Annotated in this window: 15 protein-coding genes; 8 read left to right on the top strand and 7 right to left on the bottom strand. The window is 66.4% G+C overall.

The features are described from left to right. Positions 1-2: 2 nt before the first annotated feature. The 6 genes from AC3WMU_RS09820 to AC3WMU_RS09845 are packed head-to-tail and all read left to right on the top strand — an operon-like array spanning position 3 to position 5,694. A complete protein-coding gene (locus AC3WMU_RS09820) occupies positions 3-1,268 on the top strand; it encodes an NAD(P)/FAD-dependent oxidoreductase (protein ID WP_006227353.1) in 1,266 nt (421 codons plus the stop codon). Continuing rightward, positions 1,265-2,041, top strand: coding sequence for a DUF1365 domain-containing protein (locus AC3WMU_RS09825; protein ID WP_006227352.1), 777 nt, complete (start codon positions 1,265-1,267; stop codon positions 2,039-2,041). Before AC3WMU_RS09820 ends, AC3WMU_RS09825 begins: the two co-directional genes overlap by 4 nt. Next, complete coding sequence (locus AC3WMU_RS09830; protein WP_492282233.1) at positions 2,038-3,312, top strand: class I SAM-dependent methyltransferase; 1,275 nt, start codon at positions 2,038-2,040, stop codon at positions 3,310-3,312. The genes AC3WMU_RS09825 and AC3WMU_RS09830 overlap by 4 nt, the downstream gene beginning before the upstream one ends. Continuing rightward, positions 3,309-4,076 (top strand): DUF1295 domain-containing protein, encoded by a 768-nt coding sequence (locus AC3WMU_RS09835; RefSeq protein ID WP_492282234.1) that lies wholly within the window; start codon positions 3,309-3,311, stop codon positions 4,074-4,076. The genes AC3WMU_RS09830 and AC3WMU_RS09835 overlap by 4 nt, the downstream gene beginning before the upstream one ends. Before the next feature lie 11 nt (positions 4,077-4,087). Continuing rightward, positions 4,088-5,170: an SAM-dependent methyltransferase gene (locus AC3WMU_RS09840; RefSeq protein ID WP_424625230.1), complete on the top strand. Its 1,083-nt coding sequence runs from the start codon at positions 4,088-4,090 to the stop codon at positions 5,168-5,170. Continuing rightward, complete coding sequence (locus tag AC3WMU_RS09845) at positions 5,167-5,694, top strand: lipocalin family protein (RefSeq protein ID WP_315135007.1); 528 nt, start codon at positions 5,167-5,169, stop codon at positions 5,692-5,694. The genes AC3WMU_RS09840 and AC3WMU_RS09845 overlap by 4 nt, the downstream gene beginning before the upstream one ends. 51 nt (positions 5,695-5,745) lie before the next feature. On the opposite strand, the gene AC3WMU_RS09850 is transcribed toward AC3WMU_RS09845, so the two are convergent. From AC3WMU_RS09850 to AC3WMU_RS09860, 3 genes are all read right to left on the bottom strand, one after another. Further along, entirely contained in the window at positions 5,746-6,084 is a 339-nt protein-coding gene (locus AC3WMU_RS09850; protein WP_006227347.1) for a P-II family nitrogen regulator, read from the bottom strand. Between the two features lie 118 nt (positions 6,085-6,202). Beyond that, positions 6,203-8,269, bottom strand: coding sequence for an NAD(+) synthase (locus tag AC3WMU_RS09855; protein WP_280029347.1), 2,067 nt, complete (start codon positions 8,267-8,269; stop codon positions 6,203-6,205). 75 nt (positions 8,270-8,344) lie between these two features. Then, a complete protein-coding gene (locus AC3WMU_RS09860; RefSeq protein WP_006227345.1) occupies positions 8,345-9,709 on the bottom strand; it encodes a mechanosensitive ion channel family protein in 1,365 nt (454 codons plus the stop codon). A 148-nt stretch (positions 9,710-9,857) separates the two neighbouring features. Here AC3WMU_RS09860 and argH point away from each other — a divergent pair, with 148 nt between their 5' ends. Both argH and AC3WMU_RS09870 read left to right on the top strand, forming a co-directional pair. Beyond that, positions 9,858-11,279: an argininosuccinate lyase gene (gene argH / locus AC3WMU_RS09865; protein ID WP_280029349.1), complete on the top strand. Its 1,422-nt coding sequence runs from the start codon at positions 9,858-9,860 to the stop codon at positions 11,277-11,279. Between the two features lie 371 nt (positions 11,280-11,650). After that, entirely contained in the window at positions 11,651-13,669 is a 2,019-nt protein-coding gene (locus AC3WMU_RS09870) for a PEP/pyruvate-binding domain-containing protein (protein ID WP_492282235.1), read from the top strand. 114 nt (positions 13,670-13,783) lie between these two features. On the opposite strand, the gene lpdA is transcribed toward AC3WMU_RS09870, so the two are convergent. The 4 genes from lpdA to AC3WMU_RS09890 are packed head-to-tail and all read right to left on the bottom strand — an operon-like array spanning position 13,784 to position 18,819. Further along, entirely contained in the window at positions 13,784-15,187 is a 1,404-nt protein-coding gene (gene lpdA, locus AC3WMU_RS09875; RefSeq protein WP_006227342.1) for a dihydrolipoyl dehydrogenase, read from the bottom strand. 2 nt (positions 15,188-15,189) lie between these two features. Further along, positions 15,190-16,539, bottom strand: a complete 1,350-nt coding sequence (locus AC3WMU_RS09880; RefSeq protein ID WP_492282236.1) for a dihydrolipoamide acetyltransferase family protein — start codon at positions 16,537-16,539, stop codon at positions 15,190-15,192. A 1-nt stretch (position 16,540) separates the two neighbouring features. Beyond that, complete coding sequence (locus AC3WMU_RS09885) at positions 16,541-17,584, bottom strand: alpha-ketoacid dehydrogenase subunit beta (RefSeq protein ID WP_006227340.1); 1,044 nt, start codon at positions 17,582-17,584, stop codon at positions 16,541-16,543. 2 nt (positions 17,585-17,586) lie between these two features. Next, positions 17,587-18,819 carry a 3-methyl-2-oxobutanoate dehydrogenase (2-methylpropanoyl-transferring) subunit alpha gene (locus AC3WMU_RS09890; protein ID WP_006227339.1) on the bottom strand — a complete coding sequence of 411 codons (1,233 nt, stop codon included), beginning with the start codon at positions 18,817-18,819 and terminating at the stop codon, positions 17,587-17,589. Positions 18,820-18,999: the final 180 nt, after the last annotated feature.

The raw sequence follows: 18,999 nt of genomic DNA on the forward strand, positions 1-18,999 counted from the left end.
CCATGCGTATCGCCATCATCGGTTCCGGCATCGCGGGTCTGGTCTGCGCCTGGAAACTGGGCCGCGACCATGACGTGACGCTGTACGAGGCCAACGACTATCTGGGCGGCCACACCCATACCCATTCGGTGGAGCAGGATGGCCGGCGCTATGCCGTGGACAGCGGCTTCATCGTGCACAACCCGGTCAACTATCCGCATTTCACGACGTTGCTGGACGAGCTTGGCGTCCCGTCGCAACCCACCACCATGAGCTTCTCGGTGCACAAGCAGGCGAGCGGGCTGGAGTACAACGCGACCTCGCTTGACACCCTGTTCTGCCAGCGCCGCAACATGGTGTCACCGCGCTTTCTGGGCATGGTGCGAGACCTGCTACGCTTTTACCGCGAGTCGCCCGCGCTGCTGGCCACCGACGATCCCGGCCCGACGCTGGGCGACTACCTTGCCCTGCACCGCTATGGCAGCGCATTCCGGACCGATCACCTGATTCCCATGGCGTCTGCGCTGTGGTCGTCGCCCGCGGCGAGCATCCTGGATTTTCCCGCGCGCTATCTGGTGCAGTTCATGGCCAACCACCAGATGCTGCAGGTCAGCGAACGACCCGAATGGCGCGTCGTGCAAGGCGGATCCAGCACCTATATCCGTGCCCTGCGCGAACGGTGGAACGTGCTTGAGCGCCTGAACTGCCCGGTGCACAAGGTCATGCGCCAGGCGACAGGCGTGGTGGTCACCTCGCCCGACGGCCAGCCGCATTACGACGAAGTGGTCTTCGCCTGCCACAGCGATCAGGCCCTCAAGCTGCTGGCGGACCCCACACCTGCCGAATGCCAGGTGCTGGGCGCGATTCCCTACCAGGACAACGACGTGGTGCTGCACACCGACGCCCGCCTCATGCCCCATCGACGCAAGGCCTGGGCCGCCTGGAACGCCTACGTACCGGCGGATCCGTCCGCGCCCTGTTCCGTCAGCTACTGCATGAACCTGCTGCAGGGCTTGTCCTCGCGCCTGCCCTTCATCGTGACGCTCAATCGCAGCGAGGCGATCGACCCCGCGCATGTGCTGGCCCGCATGCGCTACCACCACCCGGTCTACACCTTGGCGTCGGTCGCCGCGCAAGCGCGCCGCGCGGAGGTCTCCGGCCATCGCCACACCTGGTATGCGGGCGCGTACTGGGGCTGGGGCTTTCATGAAGATGGCGTGGCCAGCGCCCTGGACGTGGTGCGCGGCATCCAGTCGCGGGCTGCGCCATTGTCTCGGGCGGCGGCATGATTCCCCAAAGCGCCCTCTATGAAGGCCGCGTGACGCACAGGCGCCACGTGCCGCACCCGCACGGCTTCAGCTACCGCATGGCGCAGCTGTACCTGGATCTGGACGAAATCGATCAGGTCTTCCAGCACCGCTGGCTGTGGTCGGCCAATCGGCGCAACCTGGCCGAATGGCGGCGCAGCGATTATCTGGACGGCGCCTCGGGCCTGCCGCTGGCGCAGGCGGTCCGCGCGCGCCTGCGCGCCACGATGCGTGATGCGCCCGACGGGCCGATCCGGCTGCTGGCGCATCCGCGCTATGCGGGTTATGTCTTCAACCCGGTCAGCTTCTACTACTGCTACGAAGCCGACGGCGTGACCCTGGCCGCCATCCTGGCTGAAATCACCAACACCCCCTGGAAGCAGCGCCACTGCATCGTGCTGCCGGCCGATACCGCCGAACGGCAGGACGAATCCCTGATCTGGCGCTTCGACAAACGCTTTCATGTGTCGCCCTTCATGCCGATGGATTGCGCGTATGACTGGCGCTTCAGCCCGCCGGGCGAGGATCTTCGGGTCCACATGCGCGTCAGCCGGCAAGGTCAGGCGCAATTCGACGCGCACCTGACCCTGCAGCGCCGCGAGCTGGACGGCGCGGCGCTGGCGCGCCTGCTGTGGCGCTTTCCCCTGATGACGCTGCAAGTGATTGGCGGCATCCATTGGCAAGCCCTGCGCCTCTGGCTCAAGCGCAACCCCATCCACGACCATCCCCGCACGCCCAACGGAGAACCGCAATGAAAGCCATGACGCCATCCGAACACGCCGCCGTCTCGGCAAGCCGCCCCGTCAGCGCGCTGGACCGCCTGCTGCGCAAGCGCCTGCTCGCGGGCCTCTCGCAGTTGACCGACGGCCGGCTGGCAATCGAAGACAGCCTGGGCAGCGAGACGCTGGGCGACGGCGCGGCGCTCGTGCGCCTGACCGTCAGCGACATGGGCTTCTACCGGCTCGTCGCCACACAAGGCAGTGTCGGGGCCGGCGAGGCGTTCGGCGACGGCATGTGGACCTGCGACGATCTGGTCGGCCTGGTGCGCCTGCTGGTGCGCAACCGCGATACGCTGGACGGCATAGAATCCGGGCTGGCGCGGCTGGCCGGGTGGGCGCTCAAGCGCTGGCATGCCGGCAACCGCAATACCCCTGAGGGCAGCCGCCGCAACATCGCCGCCCACTACGACCTGGGCAATGATTTCTTCTCGCTATTCCTGTCCCCGGACCTGATGTATTCGTCAGCGTTGTGGGCGGACGCGAACGACACGCTGGAAGACGCGTCATGGCGCAAACTGGATACCATCTGCCGCAAACTGGCGTTGCGGCCAGGCGACCGCGTGGTGGAAATCGGCAGCGGCTGGGGCGGCTTCGCCATCCATGCCGCACGCCACTACGGCTGCCATGTCACCACCGCCACCATCTCGCGCGAGCAGCATGACCTGGCCGCCGCGCGCGTCGGCGCCGCCGGCCTGGCGGACCGCGTCAGCGTCGTGCTGCAGGACTACCGGGACCTGCAAGGCCAGTACGACAAGGTGGTCTCCATCGAAATGATCGAGGCCATCGGCGCCCAGTATCTGGAGACCTACTTCCGCAAGGTCGCCAGCCTGCTCAACCCGCAAGGCCGCGCGCTGATCCAGGCCATCACCATCGAAGACCACCGCTACCGGCAGGCGCTGGGCTCGGTGGACTTCATCAAGCGCCATATCTTTCCCGGCAGCTTCATCCCCTCCATCGAGGCCATGCTGCGCGCCAAGACCCGCGCCTGCGACCTGGCCCTGGTGCACCTGGAAGACTTCGGCCAGTCGTATGCCCGCACCCTGCACGCGTGGCGCGAGCGCTTCCTGGCGCACCTGCCCGAGGTCAAGGCGCAAGGTTTCGACGCCCGCTTCTGCCGGCTGTGGGAGTTCTATCTGGCGTACTGCGAGGGCGGCTTTCTCGAACGTTCGATCGGTGTCTCGCACCTGCTGCTGACGCACCCCGGCGCCCGCAGCACGGGTGAACGCTGGGTATCGGAGGCGGCATGAGCCCCTTGCAACAATGGCTGACCATGGCGGTCTTCATGGTTGCCGCCATGGCGCTGGCCTGGCATTGGCAACGTCGCCATGCCAATGCGGGCATTGTCGACGTGGTCTGGGCGTTGGGCATGGGCGGCAGCGCGTTGCTGATCGCGGCCACCGGGCAAGGGGCCTGGGTGCCCCGGGCCTGTCTGGCCGTGATGGCCGGCGTGTGGTCCCTGCGCCTGGCCTCGCATCTGTGGCGGCGCGTGCGCCAGGAGGAAGACGGCCGATACCGCGCGCTGCGCGAGCGCTGGCACGGCCATCAAGGCAAATTCTTCGGCCTGTTCATGTTCCAGGCTGGCCTGGTGATGCTGTTCAGCCTGCCGTTCCTGGCGGTGGGCGCCAGCCCGGCGCAGGGCCTGCCCGTCGCGCTGGGCCTTGCCGTCTGGCTGGCGGCATTGACTGGCGAGGGGGTCGCCGATCGCCAACTGGATCGCTTTCGCGATGACCCGGCGCATCGCGGCCAGACCTGCCGCGATGGCCTGTGGCGCTACTCGCGACATCCCAACTATTTCTTCGAATGGTGCCATTGGTTCGGCTACGTGGCGCTGGCCTGGGGTTCGCCCCTGGCCTGGCTGTCCTGGCTGGGGCCCGTGCTGATGTATGTGTTCCTGCGTTGGATCAGCGGCATCCCCTTTACCGAGCAGCAGGCCTTGCGCACACGCGGCGACGACTACCGCGAGTACCAGCGCCGCACATCGGCCTTCTTTCCGTGGTTTCCCAAATCCTGACGAGGCACGCCATGACGACCGCGACCCTGCACGACACTCCCCTCGCCGTTGACCGCCCCGCCCCCGGCCTGCTTGGCCTGGCCGAACGCGGCCTGGTGCCCGACGCGCTGCTGCGCCTGGGAATCCGCCGCCTGTGCGCCGAGCGCCTGGCCGAGGAATACGCCGGCGGCATCGACGCCTGGACGGCGCGCGATCAGCAACTGATCGCCAGCCTGCGCGCCAGCGCGGTCGCGATCCATACCGACGCCGCCAACGCGCAGCACTACGAACTGCCCACCGCGTTCTTCCAGCTTTGCCTGGGCGCGCGCATGAAGTATTCCAGCTGCTATTACCCGACGGGCGCCGAGACGCTGGATGCGGCCGAGGCTGCGATGCTGAGCCTGTATGCCGAACGCGCGGAACTGGCCGACGGCCAGGACATCCTGGAACTGGGCTGCGGCTGGGGCTCGCTGACGCTGTGGATGGCCGAACACTTTCCCAACGCCCGCATCACCGCAGTCTCAAACTCCGCAACCCAACGCCAGCACATCGAGGCACGCTGCCGCGAACGCGGCTGGCGGCATGTGCAGGTCATCACCTGCGACGTGAACGTGCTGTCGCTGCCCGCTGGCGCGTACGACCGTTGCGTATCGGTCGAGATGTTCGAACATATGCGCAACTACCAGGACCTGATAGCGCGCATCGGCCAATGGCTGCGTCCCGGCGGCAAACTGTTCGTGCACATCTTCGCCCACCGCGAACGGGCTTATCCGTTCGAAACCGGCGGCGCCGGCAACTGGATGGGCCGCCATTTCTTCACGGGCGGCATCATGCCGGCGGCCGATACGCTGCTGCACTTCCAGCGCGATCTGCAGCTGGAAGCGAAATGGTTTCTCAACGGCACGCACTACGCGCGCACGGCCAACCACTGGCTGGCCAACCAGGACGCACGCCGCGAGCAGGCCAGGTCCGTGCTGACCCAGGCCTACGGACCGCACGCCGGCCTGTGGAACCAGCGCTGGCGCATGTTCTGGATGGCTTGCGCGGAACTCTTCGGCTATGACGACGGACAACAATGGGGAGTGGGCCACTACCGGTTCACGCGTCCATCATGAGGCCCGCCCTGTTGCGCGCGCTGTGTGCCGGCGTGGTCGGCGTGTTGACGGGGTGCGCCGCGCCCGCGCCCATGCCGCCGGTCGAGCACGTGGACCTGCCCCGCTTCATGGGCGATTGGTATGTGATCGCGCATATTCCCAGTTGGCCCGAGCGCCATGCCTATGACGCCGTGGAAAGCTACCGGCTATTGCCGGACGGCAGGATCCAGACCGACTTCCGCTACCGCAAAGGCAGCTTCGACGCGAAGGAGGACACGATGCATCCCGTGGCGACGGTGCGGCCCGACACGGGCAACGCCGTCTGGGGCATGCAGTTTTTCTGGCCGATCGAAGCGGAATACGTCATCGCCTATCTGGATGACGCCTACCAGACCACCATTATTGGCAGGTCCAAGCGCGACTACGTGTGGATCATGGCGCGCGTGCCGTGCCTGAGCGACTCGGCCTATGCCAAGCTGGCGGAGCGCGTGGCGGCACTGGGATATACGGAAAGCCTGCGCAAGGTGCCGCAGCGTTGCGGTTGAGCGCGGGCGGAGGAACCGCCGCCGCTCACCGCAAGGGAAGACAGGAGAGGCTCACAGGGCCTCTTCGTCGCTTTCGCCGGTGCGAATGCGGATGGCTTGTTCGACCGGGCTGACGAAGATCTTGCCGTCGCCGATCTTGCCGGTGCGCGCGGCCTTGACCACGGCTTCAATGGCGGCGTCGACCTGGTCGTCGGGCAGCACGACTTCAACGCGGATCTTGGGCAGGAAGTCCACCACGTATTCCGCACCGCGATAGAGCTCGGTATGGCCTTTCTGACGGCCGAAACCCTTGACCTCGGTCACGGTCAAGCCGCTAACGCCGACTTCGGCCAGCGCTTCGCGGACTTCGTCGAGCTTGAAGGGTTTGATGATGGCGGTGACTTGTTTCACGTTGGTCGTCCTGGGTTTTTGATCTGTTGCGGCGCCTTGCCATGCCGTCGCGGCAGGCAAGGCGCAATGAATAAGAGAATACCACCGGCATCGCAGCACAGTAGCGGGAGAACCCGTATCAGGCGTCGGGCGCGGCGTCCGGAATGCGTTCGGCGTCGCGCATCCACACCACCGACTCCGAATCGCTGGGCGCGCGCCAATCGCCCCGCGGCGACAGCGAACCGCCCGACCCGACCTTCGGCGCGTTCGGCACGCAGGTGCGTTTGAACTGGCTTGTGCGGAAGAACCGGTCCAGGAAGATCTTCAGGTTGCGCTTGATGGCGGCCAGATCGTACTGGTTGCGCGCCACATGGCCGGCATCCGGCCACGCACCGGCCTCGCGGTCGCGCCAGGCCGCCAGCGCCAGGAAGGCGACCTTGGTCGGCGCAAAACCGTAGCGCAGCGTGTAGTACAGGTTGAAATCCTGCAGCTCGTAGGGGCCGATGGCGTCTTCGCTTTTCTGGACCGGCTTGTCGTCGGCGCCGCCAGGCACCAATTCGGGGCTGACGTCCGTGCCCAGCACGTCCAGCAACACCTCGGCGCCCTCCTCGCCCAGGCGGCCGGATTCGGCCACCCAGCGCACCAGGTGCGTGATCAGCGTCTTGGGCACGCTGGCGTTGACGCTGTAGTGCGACATGTGGTCGCCCACGCCATACGTGCACCAGCCTAGTGCAAGCTCGCTCAGGTCGCCCGTGCCGATGACGATGGCGCCGCTGAAGTTCGCGATCCGGAACAGGTGATTGGTGCGCTCGCCCGCCTGCACGTTTTCGAACGTGATGTCGTAGACCGGCTTGCCTTCTGCATAGGGATGGCCCAGATCCTTCAACATCTGCAGGCAGCTGGGGCGGATGTCGATCTCGGACGCCGTGCAACCCACCACTGCCATCAAGCGGCGCGCCTGCTGCAACGTGCGGGTGCTGGTGGCAAAGCCCGGCATCGTGACGGCCAGGATGTTCGAACGCGGCAGGCCCAGCGTATCCATGGCCTGGGCGCAGACCAGCAGCGCGTGGGTGGAGTCCAGCCCGCCGGAAATGCCGATGACGACCTTGGCCATCTTGCTGGCGGACAGGCGCTGCACCAAGGCCTGCACCTGGATGTTGTAGACCTCTTTGCACCGGGCGTCGCGGCGCTGCGGGTCGGCCGGCACATAGGGAAAGCGCGCCACGCGCCGCTCAAGCGGTAGTTCGGCATCGTCCAGCGGCGGATTCACGGGCACCGCCACGGTGCGGAACTTGCGCACCTCGTCCTGGTGGCGGCGCACCGACTGGCCGAAGGTGGTCTGGCGCATGCGCTCGCGCGACAGGCGGTCCAGGTCCACGTCCGAGAACAGCAGGTGGGAATGGTTCAGGAAGCGCTCGGACTCGCCCAGCAGCTCGCCGTTTTCGTAGATCAGCGCCTGGCCATCCCAGGCCAGGTCGGTGGACGATTCACCGCGCCCCGCCGACGTGTACATATAGGCCGACAGGCAGCGGGCCGACTGCTGCCCCACCAGTTGATGGCGGTATTCGGACTTGCCCACGACGATGTTCGAGGCAGACAGGTTCACCAGCACGGTCGCCCCGGCCAGCGCCGCGAACGAGGACGGCGGGATGGGCACCCAGACGTCTTCGCAGATTTCGACGTGAAACTGGAACAGCGGCAGCTTTTCCATCTGGAACAGCAGCTCGGGGCCGAACGGCACCGTTTCGCCCATCAGCCGGATCTCGGTCGCGGCGGCGCAATCGGCGGCGCTGAATTGGCGGGCTTCGTAGAATTCGCCGTAATTGGGCAGGTAGCTCTTGGGCACCACGCCCAGCACGCGCCCGCCTGCGGCCACCACGGCACAATTGAACAGCTGGTGCGACACGCGCAACGGCGCGCCGACGATGACGGCGATATCCAGCTCGGCCGTGGCTTGCACCACCTGGGCCAGCGCCGCCTCGCATTCGTCCAGCAAGGCCTTCTGGTGGAAAAGGTCGTCGCAGGTATAGGCCGACAGGCCCAGTTCAGGAAACGCCACCAGCACGGCGCCGCCCTGGGCGGCCTGCTGCGCCAGCTCGATGGTCTGCGCGGCGTTGAACGCCGGGTCGGCGACCCGGCATTCGGGCACGCCGACCGCCACCCGGGCGAAGCCGTGGGAATACAGGTTGAAGAACGGGTTCGACATCGGGGTGATCGCCTGGGTCAATGAAGACTAAGTTCCAACCGTCGGATTATCTCACGCCACCCCGGGGCACACTGCCTAGCGGGGCATCTTGCCGTCGCTCATGCCGCGCTCGGCCGCCATGCCGTCCATGGGCGGGGCCAGCGCCTGCCGGTCGCGCTCGGCCGCCAAGGCGGCCTGGATGGCGCCTTCGCGCAGATGGGTGCCCATCGCGCCGATATCGGCGCCGGACGGCTGCTGGTACAGGCGCAGGCCCAGTTCGGGCAGGATGGCCAGCAGATGGTCGAAGATGTCGCCCTGGATGCGTTCGTACTCGACCCAGGCCGTCACCGCGGTAAAGCAATAGACCTCGACCGGGATGCCGTCCGCGGTGGGTTCCATCATTCGGACCATCATCGCCATGTCCTGGCGGACTTCCTTGTTCTGCTTCAGGAACGCCAGGCCGTAGGCCCGGAAGGTGCCGATGTTGGTCAGGCGCCGCCGGTTGGCCGGCACGCTGGCCAGCTCGCCCATCGTCTGGTTCGTCTGCGCGATGTCCTGGGTCTTGGCCTGCAGATAGTCGTGCAGCAGACGGAAACGCATCAGTCGTTGCGCTTCGTCGTCGGTCAAAAAGCGCACGGTGGAGGCGTCGATCCGCAGCGTGCGCTTGATGCGCCGGCCGCCGGATTCGAACATGTGGCGATAGTTGCGGTAGCTTTCCGAGAACAGCTTGTAGGTCGGCACCGTGGTGACGGTGTTGTCCCAGTTCTGCACCTTGACCGTATGCAGGGCGATGTCCTTGACGAAGCCGTCGGCGTTGGACTGCGGCATTTCGATCCAGTCGCCGATGCGCAGCATGTCGTTACTGGTCAGCTGGGTGCTGGCCACCAGCGACAGCAGCGTGTCCTTGAACACCAGCAGCAGCACCGCCGACAACGCGCCCAGACCCGAGATCATCCACAGCGGCGAGCGGTCGATCAGGATGGAAAGCACCAAAACGGTGCATACCGCCATCAGGATCAGCTTGCTGATCTGGATATAGCCCTTGATCGACCGGGTCTGCGCCCGCGTCGTGGCCGAATACGTATCTTGCCAGGCGCTCAACACCCCCGAGAACGCAATGAATACGCAGATCCACGCGCCTGCGTGCGCCAGCCGGCCCACGATGGTCACCGCTTTTTCCACGTGCGGCACCAGCCCGATGCCCAGCGACACCACCGCGAACGGCACCGCATACCAAAGGTTCTGATAGGCGCGACGGCGCTGCAAGGCCTGGTCCCAGTCCTTCCGCCCGCTCAACACCAGCACGCGATGCGCCAGCAACAGCACCACCCGGGCGACGACCCACTGGACGAACAGCGCCGTCAGGATCAGCACGCCGATGCCGACCAGCGTCTGCGCCCAGGCCTCGCGCGGCATGTGGGTATCAAGTTGGGTAACCAGTTCTTCCCATTCCAGGGGCATATCTCGTGTTCTCGTTCTAAGTTCTTGAAACTAACGGGGGATTATCCAACAAGTCGCGCCCGGCGGACGCGCCGCCGCGGCCCGATCGCGGCCCCGCAAGCCCGCCGCGTGCGCCGCCCCGGCGGCAGGCCCTATAATTCCGCCCATCATGGCAAACACTCCCTCCTCCGATCAAAACCAGTTCGCCAATAAGGCGCAGGCCTGGTCCGCCCGGTTCTCGGAACCGGTTTCCGAACTCGTCAAACGCTATACGGCGTCCGTGGATTTCGACAAGCGCCTGGCGCGCCACGACATCCAGGGCTCGCTCGCGCATGCGGACATGCTGGCCGCCCAGGGCATCATCGGCGCCCAGGATCTGGCCGACATCCAGCGCGGCATGACCCAGATACTGTCTGAAATCGACGCTGGCAGCTTCCAATGGCTGCTGGATCTGGAAGACGTCCACCTGAACATCGAAAAGCGCCTGGTGGAACTGGTGGGCGATGCGGGCAAGCGCCTGCACACCGGCCGTTCCCGCAACGACCAGGTCGCTACCGACATCCGCCTGTGGCTGCGCGACGAAATCGACAACCTGCAGGACCTGCTGCGCCAGCTGCGCCACGCGCTGGCTGCGGTCGCTCTGGACAACGCCGGCACCATCATGCCGGGCTTCACTCACCTGCAAGTCGCCCAGCCCGTCACGTTCGGCCATCACCTGCTGGCCTACGCTGAAATGTTCGGCCGCGACGCCGAGCGCCTGGCCGACTGCCGCCGCCGCGTGAACCGCCTGCCGCTCGGCGCGGCCGCCCTGGCCGGCACGTCGTTCCCCATCGACCGCGAACGCGTCGCCAAGACGCTGGGCTTTGACGGCGTGTGCCGCAACTCGCTGGACGCCGTGTCCGACCGCGACTTCGCCATCGAATTCTGCGCCGCCGGCGCGCTCATCATGACGCACGTCTCGCGCCTGTCCGAAGAGCTGGTGCTCTGGATGAGCCCGCGCGTGGGCTTCATCGATCTGGCCGACCGCTTCTGCACCGGCAGCTCGATCATGCCGCAAAAGAAGAACCCCGACGTGCCCGAGCTGGCCCGCGGCAAGACCGGTCGCGTGAACGGCAACCTGGTCGCCCTCTTGACCCTGATGAAAGGCCAGCCCCTGGCCTACAACAAGGACAACCAGGAAGACAAGGAAGGCCTGTTCGACACCGTGGACACCGTGCGCGACACGCTGACCATCTTTGCCGACATGGCTGCCGGTATCAAGGTGAAGGCGGACAACATGCGCGCCGCCGCCCTGCAGGGTTTTGCCACCGCTACCGACCTGGCCGACTACCTGGTCAAGCGCGGCGTGCCGTTCCGCGACGCCCACGAAGTGGTGGCCCACGCCGTGCGCGATTGCGAACAGCGCGGTTGCGACCTGGCCGACCTGTCCACCGACGAACTGAAGGCCTATCACGCCCAGATCGGCGACGACGTGCACCAGGTGCTGACGCTGGAAGGCTCGGTTGCCGCCCGCAAGCACATTGGCGGCACGGCGCCCGAGCGCGTGGCTGAAGAAGCCAAGCGCATTCTGGACGAAACCGCCGAAGGCTGATTCCGGCCCACGCGGGCAATAAAGCAAGGCCCCCTTTTGGGGGCCTTGTTGCATTTGGCACAACGACTGCGCCGGGCGGCAAAATCCGCCAAAAAAAAACAGGGACAGCATTTGCTGTCCCTGCACAAAGGCCCTACAAGAACCCGTTCCGTCGGGCGTGTTTGACGGTCGGGTCCTCACGTCGCCGGCGCGACTTAAAGCCGAACCCGGATTACACGGCAATCGAGCGCGCCCGCGAATCACTGAAACTGGGTATTTGTAAGTCTGGAGGACGGTTAAGCAGTGACTGGATACATCCGGACACCTCCGCCTACGGTGCCGCGCAGGTGCTCCGATATCATCGCAACTCCCTGCGTTCTGCCCGCCTTTTCATGCGCCTATCGCTTGCATCACGTTGTCTTGACCTGCTGCGCCGACTCAGCCTGATCGCCCTTACCGCACTTGGCCTGGCCGCCGTCGGCATCGGTTCCGCCGCCCAGGCGCAAACCGCCCGCAAGCCCTCCCCCTATGAAAACTCCCGGCCCTTGCGGCCGGACGAGATCGAAGCGCGCAAAGCCGAAGACGCCAAGCGCGGCGGCCCCGCGTTCCTGGGCCAGATCCGTACCGAAGCGGAATTCCAGCAGCTGGCCCGCGTGTACAACCCCGGCACGCCGCTTGAGATCCCGCATGTGCTGTTCGTGATCGACCGCAAGCACGCCGACCGCATCTATTACATCGACACGCCGCGCTATACGCTGCACGAGACCTTCGCCCGCGAACGCCGGCTGCTGCCCAGCACGGACAAGGCCACGCTGATCGCCCAGTACAAGGACCCGCAACGCCGCCTGCTGTTCGGCACCCTGAGCTGGCAACGCGACCTGCCCGGCTACACCTATGAATTCTGGGAAGGCGACCGACTGACGCCCGAACTGCTAGCCCTGACCGGCGAGCGGCTGCGCGCGACCTTCTACGCGCCGCTGCGCTTCAAGGCCAACTCCACGATGCACGAACAGACCGCGCAACGCGTGGGCCTGGACTTCGTCACCCAGGAGGCCCTGCTGCGCGAACAGACCTTCCTGCCGCTGAACACCGGGCACGCCCAAGGCCGCTTGCGCATCGTGGCCTCGGTGGACGACACCCACGATCTGGCGCCCACCGATATCCTGGTGCTGGACGAAGTGCCGGTCGCGCTGCCGCCCGTCGCGGGATTGGTCACGCAACGGCCCTCCACCCTGCTGTCGCACGTGAACCTGCTGGCCAAGGGCTGGCGCATCCCCAACGCCTATGTGCGTGATGGCGTGGCCGCGCTACGCCAATACGACGGCCAATGGGTGGAGCTGGATGTCTCCAGCAATGGCTATCAGGTGCGCCCCGTGGCCAAACCCGACGCGCCCGCGACGCCGCCTCCCAAGGCTGCCGGCCTGCCGCTGCCCAAGCCCGATCTGACCGTCAAAGCGCTCAAGCCGCTTACCGGCATGGCCACCCGCGACAGCCGCCATTGCGGCGTAAAGGCCGCCAACCTGGGCGCACTGAAATCCTCCCTGGCGCCGCTGGCCAGCGTGCCGGACGGTTTCTGCATTCCCTTCGCGCAATACGCGGCATTCATGCAGCAGCTGCATGTGCCCGAACGCATCGCCGCGCTAGAGAAACGGCCGGACTTCGCCAGCGACGCCAACGTTCGCCGCAGCGAGCTCGCCGCGCTGCGCCAGGACATCATCCAGGCGCAGCCCGACCCGGCGCTTGCGGCGGCATGGCGCGAACGCTGGCAAAAGCAATTGCACGGCCGCGGCGTCTTCGTGCGCAGCTCGTCGAATTCCGAAGACCTGCCGGGTTTCAGCGGCGCGGGGCTCTACACCACCGTCCCCAACGTGACGCAAGCCGACGCGCTGCCCAAAGCCGTGCTGACGGTGTGGGCATCCATCTACAACTTCGAAGCCTACGAGGCCCGGCGCGCGGCCGGCATCGGCCAGGATGGCGTGGTGATGGGCGTGCTGGTGCAACAGGCCGCAGCCTCGGACAGCTCGGGCGTGATGATCACGCGTGATCCATTCGATGCCTCGCGCCGCTACGTCACGTACATCTCGGCCAAGCGCGGCCTGGGTATCAAGGTGGTGGAAGGCAAGCGCCAGGCCGAGCAGCTGATGTATTCCAGCTGGTCCAAGGCGGTGCAGGTCCTGAGCCGGTCGGCCGAAGACACGCAACTGGTAGCGGATGCCGCGGGCGGCGTGCGCGAAGTGCCGATCGAAGGCTCACGCCAGGTGCTGAACGACGCGCTGGTCGCCAGGCTGGCTGCCGTGGGCAACCAGATCAAGGTGCGGCTGGGCAACGTGGACCAGGACATCGAATGGGCCGTGCAAGGCGACAAGATCCTGATCCTGCAGTCGCGGCCCTATATCGACGGCAGCAAGTAAGGACTGCACTGACGGCACGCCGGACGTCTGATGCCCGGCATGCCTGCCTCAACCCGCCGCGCCCCGGCAGACCAGGAACGCGGCGGTTCGAGACGGCCCGAAGCGGGCCTGGCGTCAGATATGCAGTGCGTGGCCCAGCGCCTTCAGCGCCGCTTCCTGCACCGCTTCACCCAAGGTCGGATGCGCGTGGATGGTGCCCGCCACGTCTTCCAGGGTGGCGCCCATTTCCAGCGACTGGCCAAACGCCGTCGACAGTTCCGACACGCCGCGCCCCACCGCCTGCCAGCCCACGATCAGGTGGTTGTCGCGGCGGGCCACCACACGGACGAAGCCGTCGGTGGACTCCAGGGTCATGGCGCGGCCATTGGCGGCAAACGGGAAGGATGCCGTCAGGCAATCCAGCCCCGCGCTTTCGGCCTCGGCCGGTGACAGGCCCGCCACCACGACCTCGGGATCGGTGAAGCACACGGCAGGAATCGATGCCGGCTGGAAATGGCGGCGCTTGCCCGCCACCAGTTCGGCCACCATCTCGCCCTGCGCCATGGCGCGGTGCGCCAGCATGGGTTCGCCGGCAATATCGCCAATGGCCCAGACGTCGCGCATCGAGGTGCGGCACTGATCGTCGATGCGCAGCGCATTGCCCTTGCGGTCCAGCTGCAGGCTTTCCAGCCCCCAGCCTTGCGTGCGCGGACGGCGTCCCACGGCGATCAACACCCGGTCGGCCGGCAACAGGGTTTCGGCGCCGGATGCGTCTTGAATGCGCACCGCGTCGCCCGCAGCGTTCAAGCCCAGCACCTTGCGGTTCACATGCAGGGCCACGCCCATCTTCGCCAGCGCGTTCGCCACGGGCTTGGTCAATTCCGCGTCGTAGGTCGGCAGGATGCGGTCCTGCGCTTCCACCACGGCGACTTCCGCGCCCAGCTTGCGGTACACGGTGCCCAGTTCCAGGCCGATGTAGCCGCCGCCGACCACCACCAATTGCTTGGGGATGCTGGCAGGCGACAGTGCTTCGGTGGACGACACCACGATGCCGCCGAACGGCATGGACACGAGCGGCGTCGGCTCGGAGCCGGCCGCCAGCAGCAAGTGTTCGCACTGGATGCGCAGGCTGCCGCCGTCGGCGGTGGCCACTTCGGCGGTCTTGCCGTCCAGCAGGCTCGCCCAGCCCTGCACCACTTCCACGCCATTCTTCTTCAACAGCGCGGCCACGCCGCCTGTCAGCTTGCCGACGATGCCGTCTTTCCACGCCACAGTCTGCGCAATGTCGATGGCCGGCGCCTGCACCGAGATGCCCAGCGGCGACTTGTCCGCGTAGTGACGCGCCTTGTCGAATTCCTCGGCCGCGTGGATCAGCGCCTTGGAAGGAATGCAGCCGATGTTCAGGCAGGTGCCGCCCAACTGGCCGCCTTCGACCAGGATGGTCGGCACGCCCAATTGGCCGGCTCGGATGGCGGCCACATAGCCGCCGGGGCCGCCGCCGATCACCAGCAAGGTCGTTGTCTTTGTGATCTGGCTCATGCTTACTCCACGAAAAGCAGCGCGGGTTGTTCCAGCAGCGCGCGCACCGCCTGGATGAATCGCGCCGCGTCCATGCCGTCCACCACGCGGTGGTCAAACGACGACGACAGGTTCATCAGCTTGCGCGCCACCACGGCGCCATTGCGGAAAGCGGGCCGTTCGACGATGCGGTTCACTCCCACGATGCCGACCTCGGGATGGTTGATCACCGGCGTCGTGACGATGCCGCCCAAGGGTCCCAGGCTGGTGATGGTGATGGTCGAGCCGGACAGCTCATCGCGTCCGGCCGTGCCGCTGCGCACCGACTGCGCCAACCGGCCGATCTCGGCCGCCATGGACCAGAGGTCGCGCGCCTCGGCGTGGCGCATCACCGGCACCATCAGCCCGCCGTCGCTTTGCGTGGCGATGCCGATGTGCACGGCGCCGTAGCGCGTCACCACGCCACCTTCGTCGTCATAGCGCGCATTGATCTGCGGGAAGTCCCGCAACGCCACGACCATGGCCCGCGCCAAGAGCGGCAGCAACGTCAGCTTGCCGCGCGACTCGCCCCACTTCTGGTTGAGCTGGACGCGCAAGTCCTCCAGCTCGGTCACGTCGATTTCCTCGACGTAGCTGAAGTGCGGAATGCGGCGCTTGGACTCCGCCATCTTCTGCGCGATCTTCCTGCGCAGCCCGATGACGGGCACGGCTTCTTCGTCATTGCGCTGCACATAGGCCGAGCCGCCGCGTGCGGCGCTGCCCGATCCTTGCGATTGCAGATAGGCGTCCAGGTCTTCGTGCATGACGCGGCCGGCCGGGCCGCTGCCCTGCACGTAGCGCAGCTCCACACCCAGGTCCCACGCGCGCTTGCGCACGGCGGGCGACGCCAGCGGCTTGTCGCCCGCCTGACGCGCCACGACCGGCGCGGCGGCGGCGGCGGCCGGACGCGACGCGGCCTGCGACTTGGCCGGCGCCGGACTCGCCGGCTGCGACACGGATGCCGCGATCTGGCCGGCGATGCCCCCTGCAGCCGCCTTCGCGGCCCCGTCCTGCTTGGCAGGCGCGGGGGCATCGGCAGCGGCAGGCGCCGCCTTCTGCGGCGCCGCCGAACCGGCGCGGACATTGCCTTCGCCTTCCACTTCCAGGCGGATCAGTTCTCCGCCCACGGCCATGACCTGCCCTACGTCGCCACCCAGCGCGACCACCTTGCCGACCACGGGCGACGGGATTTCCACCGTGGCCTTGTCGGTCATCACATCGGCCAGCGGCTGGTCCTCGGCGACGGTGTCGCCCACCTTGACGTGCCAGCCCACCAGTTCGACCTCGGCAATGCCTTCGCCGATGTCGGGCATCTTGATGATATGGATCCCCATCTCACACCTCCATCGCGCGTTTGAACGCTTCGCCGACCCGGCGCGGGCCGGGGAAGTACGCCCACTCCTGCGCATGCGGGTAGGGAGTATCCCAACCGGTCACGCGCTCGACGGGCGCCTCCAGGTGATGGAAGCAGTGTTCTTGCACCAGCGAAATCAGTTCCGCGCCATACCCGCAGGTGCGGGTCGCTTCGTGCACCACCACGCAGCGGCCGGTCTTCTTCACCGAATTCACAATGGTTTCCAGATCCAGGGGCCACAGGCTGCGCAGATCGATGACTTCGGCATCAATGCCGGTCTCTTCCGCGGCGGTCAGCGACACATACACCGTGGTGCCGTAGGTCAGCACCGTCAGCGCCTTGCCCGGCCGCACGATGGCGGCGGTGTCCAACGGCACGGTGTAGTAGCCGGTGGGCACCACACTGCCCGGACGTCCGGTCCACGGCGTCACCGGACGGTCGTGGTGGCCGTCGAACGGACCGTTGTAGAGCCGCTTGGGCTCCAGGAAAATCACCGGATCATCGTTCTCGATCGAAGCGATCAGCAAGCCCTTGGCGTCATAGGGGTTGGACGGCATCACCGTGCGCAGCCCGCAGACCTGCGTGAACATGGCTTCGGGGCTCTGGCTGTGCGTCTGCCCGCCATAGATGCCGCCGCCGCAAGGCATGCGGATGGTCATCGGGGCGATGAACTCGCCCACCGAGCGGTAGCGCAGGCGCGCGGCCTCCGACACGATCTGGTCGGAGGCGGGATAGAAGTAGTCGGCGAACTGGATCTCGCACACGGGCCGCAGGCCATAGGCGCCCATGCCCACCGCCACGCCCACGATGCCGCCTTCCGAGATCGGCGTGTCGAACACGCGCGAGCTGCCGTATTTGGTCTGCAAGCCCTCGGTGCAACGGAACACGCCGCCGAAATACCCGACGTCCTGCCCGAACACCACCACGTTGTTGTCGCGCTCCAGCATCACATCCATCGCGGAGCGCAATGCCTGGATCATGGTCATCGGCGCAGAGGCCGGACCAGCGTTGTTATCAATTGCCATGATCAGACTCCGAGCTGCTGGCGCTGCCGGCGCAGATGCTCCGGCATGTCTTTGTAGACGTCTTCAAAGATGCTGGCCGCACTGGGGACGTGTCCGTCCACCAGCGTGCCGTAGCTTTCCGCTTCCTTCTGGGCTGCAACGATCTCGGCGTCGAGCTCGGCGCGCACGGCCTCGTGTTCGGCGTCGGACCAGATGCCCAGCGAGATCAGGTGCTTCTTGAAGCGCTCGATCGGGTCGCCCAGCGGGAAATGCGCCCAGTCGTCGCCCGGGCGGTACTTGGAAGGGTCATCGGAAGTCGAGTGCGGACCGGCGCGGTACGTCACCCATTCGATCAGGGTCGGGCCCAGGTTGCGGCGGGCACGTTCGGCGGCCCAGCGCGAGGCGGAATAGACTGCCAGGAAATCGTTGCCGTCCACCCGCAGCGACGCGATGCCGCAGCCCACGCCGCGGCCCGCGAAGGTCGCGCCTTCGCCGCCGGCGATTGCCTGGAAGGTGGAAATGGCCCACTGGTTGTTGACTACGTTCAGGATGACCGGCGCGCGGTACACATGCGCGAACGTCAGCGCGGTGTGGAAGTCGGCCTCGGCGGTCGCGCCGTCGCCGATCCAGGCCGACGCGATGCGTGTGTCGCCCTTGATGGCGGATGCCATCGCCCAGCCCACCGCCTGGATGAACTGCGTGGCGAGGTTGCCGGAAATGGTGAAGAAGCCGTTTTGCCGGTCGGAATACATCACCGGCAGCTGACGCCCCTTGAGCGGGTCGCGTTCGTTGGACATCAGCTGGCACATCATGGTGACCAGCGACACGTCGCGCGACAGCAGGATGCTTTGCTGGCGATAGGTCGGGAAACACATGTCGCCCTGCTCCAACGCCAGCGCATGGGCGGAGCCGATCGCTTCCTCGCCCAGGCTCTGCATGTAGAACGAGATTTTCTTCTTGCGCTGTGCGGTCAGCATGCGCCCGTCGAAGATGCGCGTTTTCAGCATGGCCCGCATGCCAGCGCGCAGCTGATCGTTGCTGATCTCGGGCGCCCACGGGCCCACCGCGCGGCCGTCGTCATCGATCACCCGGACCAGGCTGTACGCCAAGGCGCCGGTATCAACTGCGGCAACATCAATGGGGGGTTTGGGCACCTCGCCGGGCGGCGACAGATGCAGATAGGAAAAGTCGGTCTTGCAACCCGGACGCCCTGTGGGCTCGGGGACGTGCAACTTCAACGGCCCATATTGGCTCATATATTGTCTCCACGCTTGATCGTGTCATGCGTTTTCTTCCTACCAAGACATTGCCAAAGGCGTGTGACCTCAAGCGCTGCCATCGTCGGCCCGCGCATAGGGATAAATATGCGTGGCCGTCGACGAGATTAGCACAGGGGACGGGGTCGTTGAGGCGGGCCAGCATTCACGCGGGCCCGC

Source organism: Achromobacter sp. FW305-C-13, from assembly GCF_058783475.1.

Bases quoted from the DNA above. Each gene is read 5' to 3' on its own strand.
- AC3WMU_RS09820 (WP_006227353.1), top strand. From the start codon at position 3: ATGCGTATCGCCATCATCGGTTCCGGCATCGCGGGTCTGGTCTGCGCC.
- AC3WMU_RS09825 (WP_006227352.1), top strand. From the start codon at position 1,265: ATGATTCCCCAAAGCGCCCTCTATGAAGGCCGCGTGACGCACAGGCGC.
- AC3WMU_RS09830 (WP_492282233.1), top strand. From the start codon at position 2,038: ATGAAAGCCATGACGCCATCCGAACACGCCGCCGTCTCGGCAAGCCGC.
- AC3WMU_RS09835 (WP_492282234.1), top strand. From the start codon at position 3,309: ATGAGCCCCTTGCAACAATGGCTGACCATGGCGGTCTTCATGGTTGCC.
- AC3WMU_RS09840 (WP_424625230.1), top strand. From the start codon at position 4,088: ATGACGACCGCGACCCTGCACGACACTCCCCTCGCCGTTGACCGCCCC.
- AC3WMU_RS09845 (WP_315135007.1), top strand. From the start codon at position 5,167: ATGAGGCCCGCCCTGTTGCGCGCGCTGTGTGCCGGCGTGGTCGGCGTG.
- AC3WMU_RS09855 (WP_280029347.1), bottom strand. From the start codon at position 8,269: ATGTCGAACCCGTTCTTCAACCTGTATTCCCACGGCTTCGCCCGGGTG.
- AC3WMU_RS09860 (WP_006227345.1), bottom strand. From the start codon at position 9,709: ATGCCCCTGGAATGGGAAGAACTGGTTACCCAACTTGATACCCACATG.
- argH (WP_280029349.1), top strand. From the start codon at position 9,858: ATGGCAAACACTCCCTCCTCCGATCAAAACCAGTTCGCCAATAAGGCG.
- AC3WMU_RS09870 (WP_492282235.1), top strand. From the start codon at position 11,651: ATGCGCCTATCGCTTGCATCACGTTGTCTTGACCTGCTGCGCCGACTC.
- lpdA (WP_006227342.1), bottom strand. From the start codon at position 15,187: ATGAGCCAGATCACAAAGACAACGACCTTGCTGGTGATCGGCGGCGGC.
- AC3WMU_RS09880 (WP_492282236.1), bottom strand. From the start codon at position 16,539: ATGGGGATCCATATCATCAAGATGCCCGACATCGGCGAAGGCATTGCC.
- AC3WMU_RS09885 (WP_006227340.1), bottom strand. From the start codon at position 17,584: ATGGCAATTGATAACAACGCTGGTCCGGCCTCTGCGCCGATGACCATG.
- AC3WMU_RS09890 (WP_006227339.1), bottom strand. From the start codon at position 18,819: ATGAGCCAATATGGGCCGTTGAAGTTGCACGTCCCCGAGCCCACAGGG.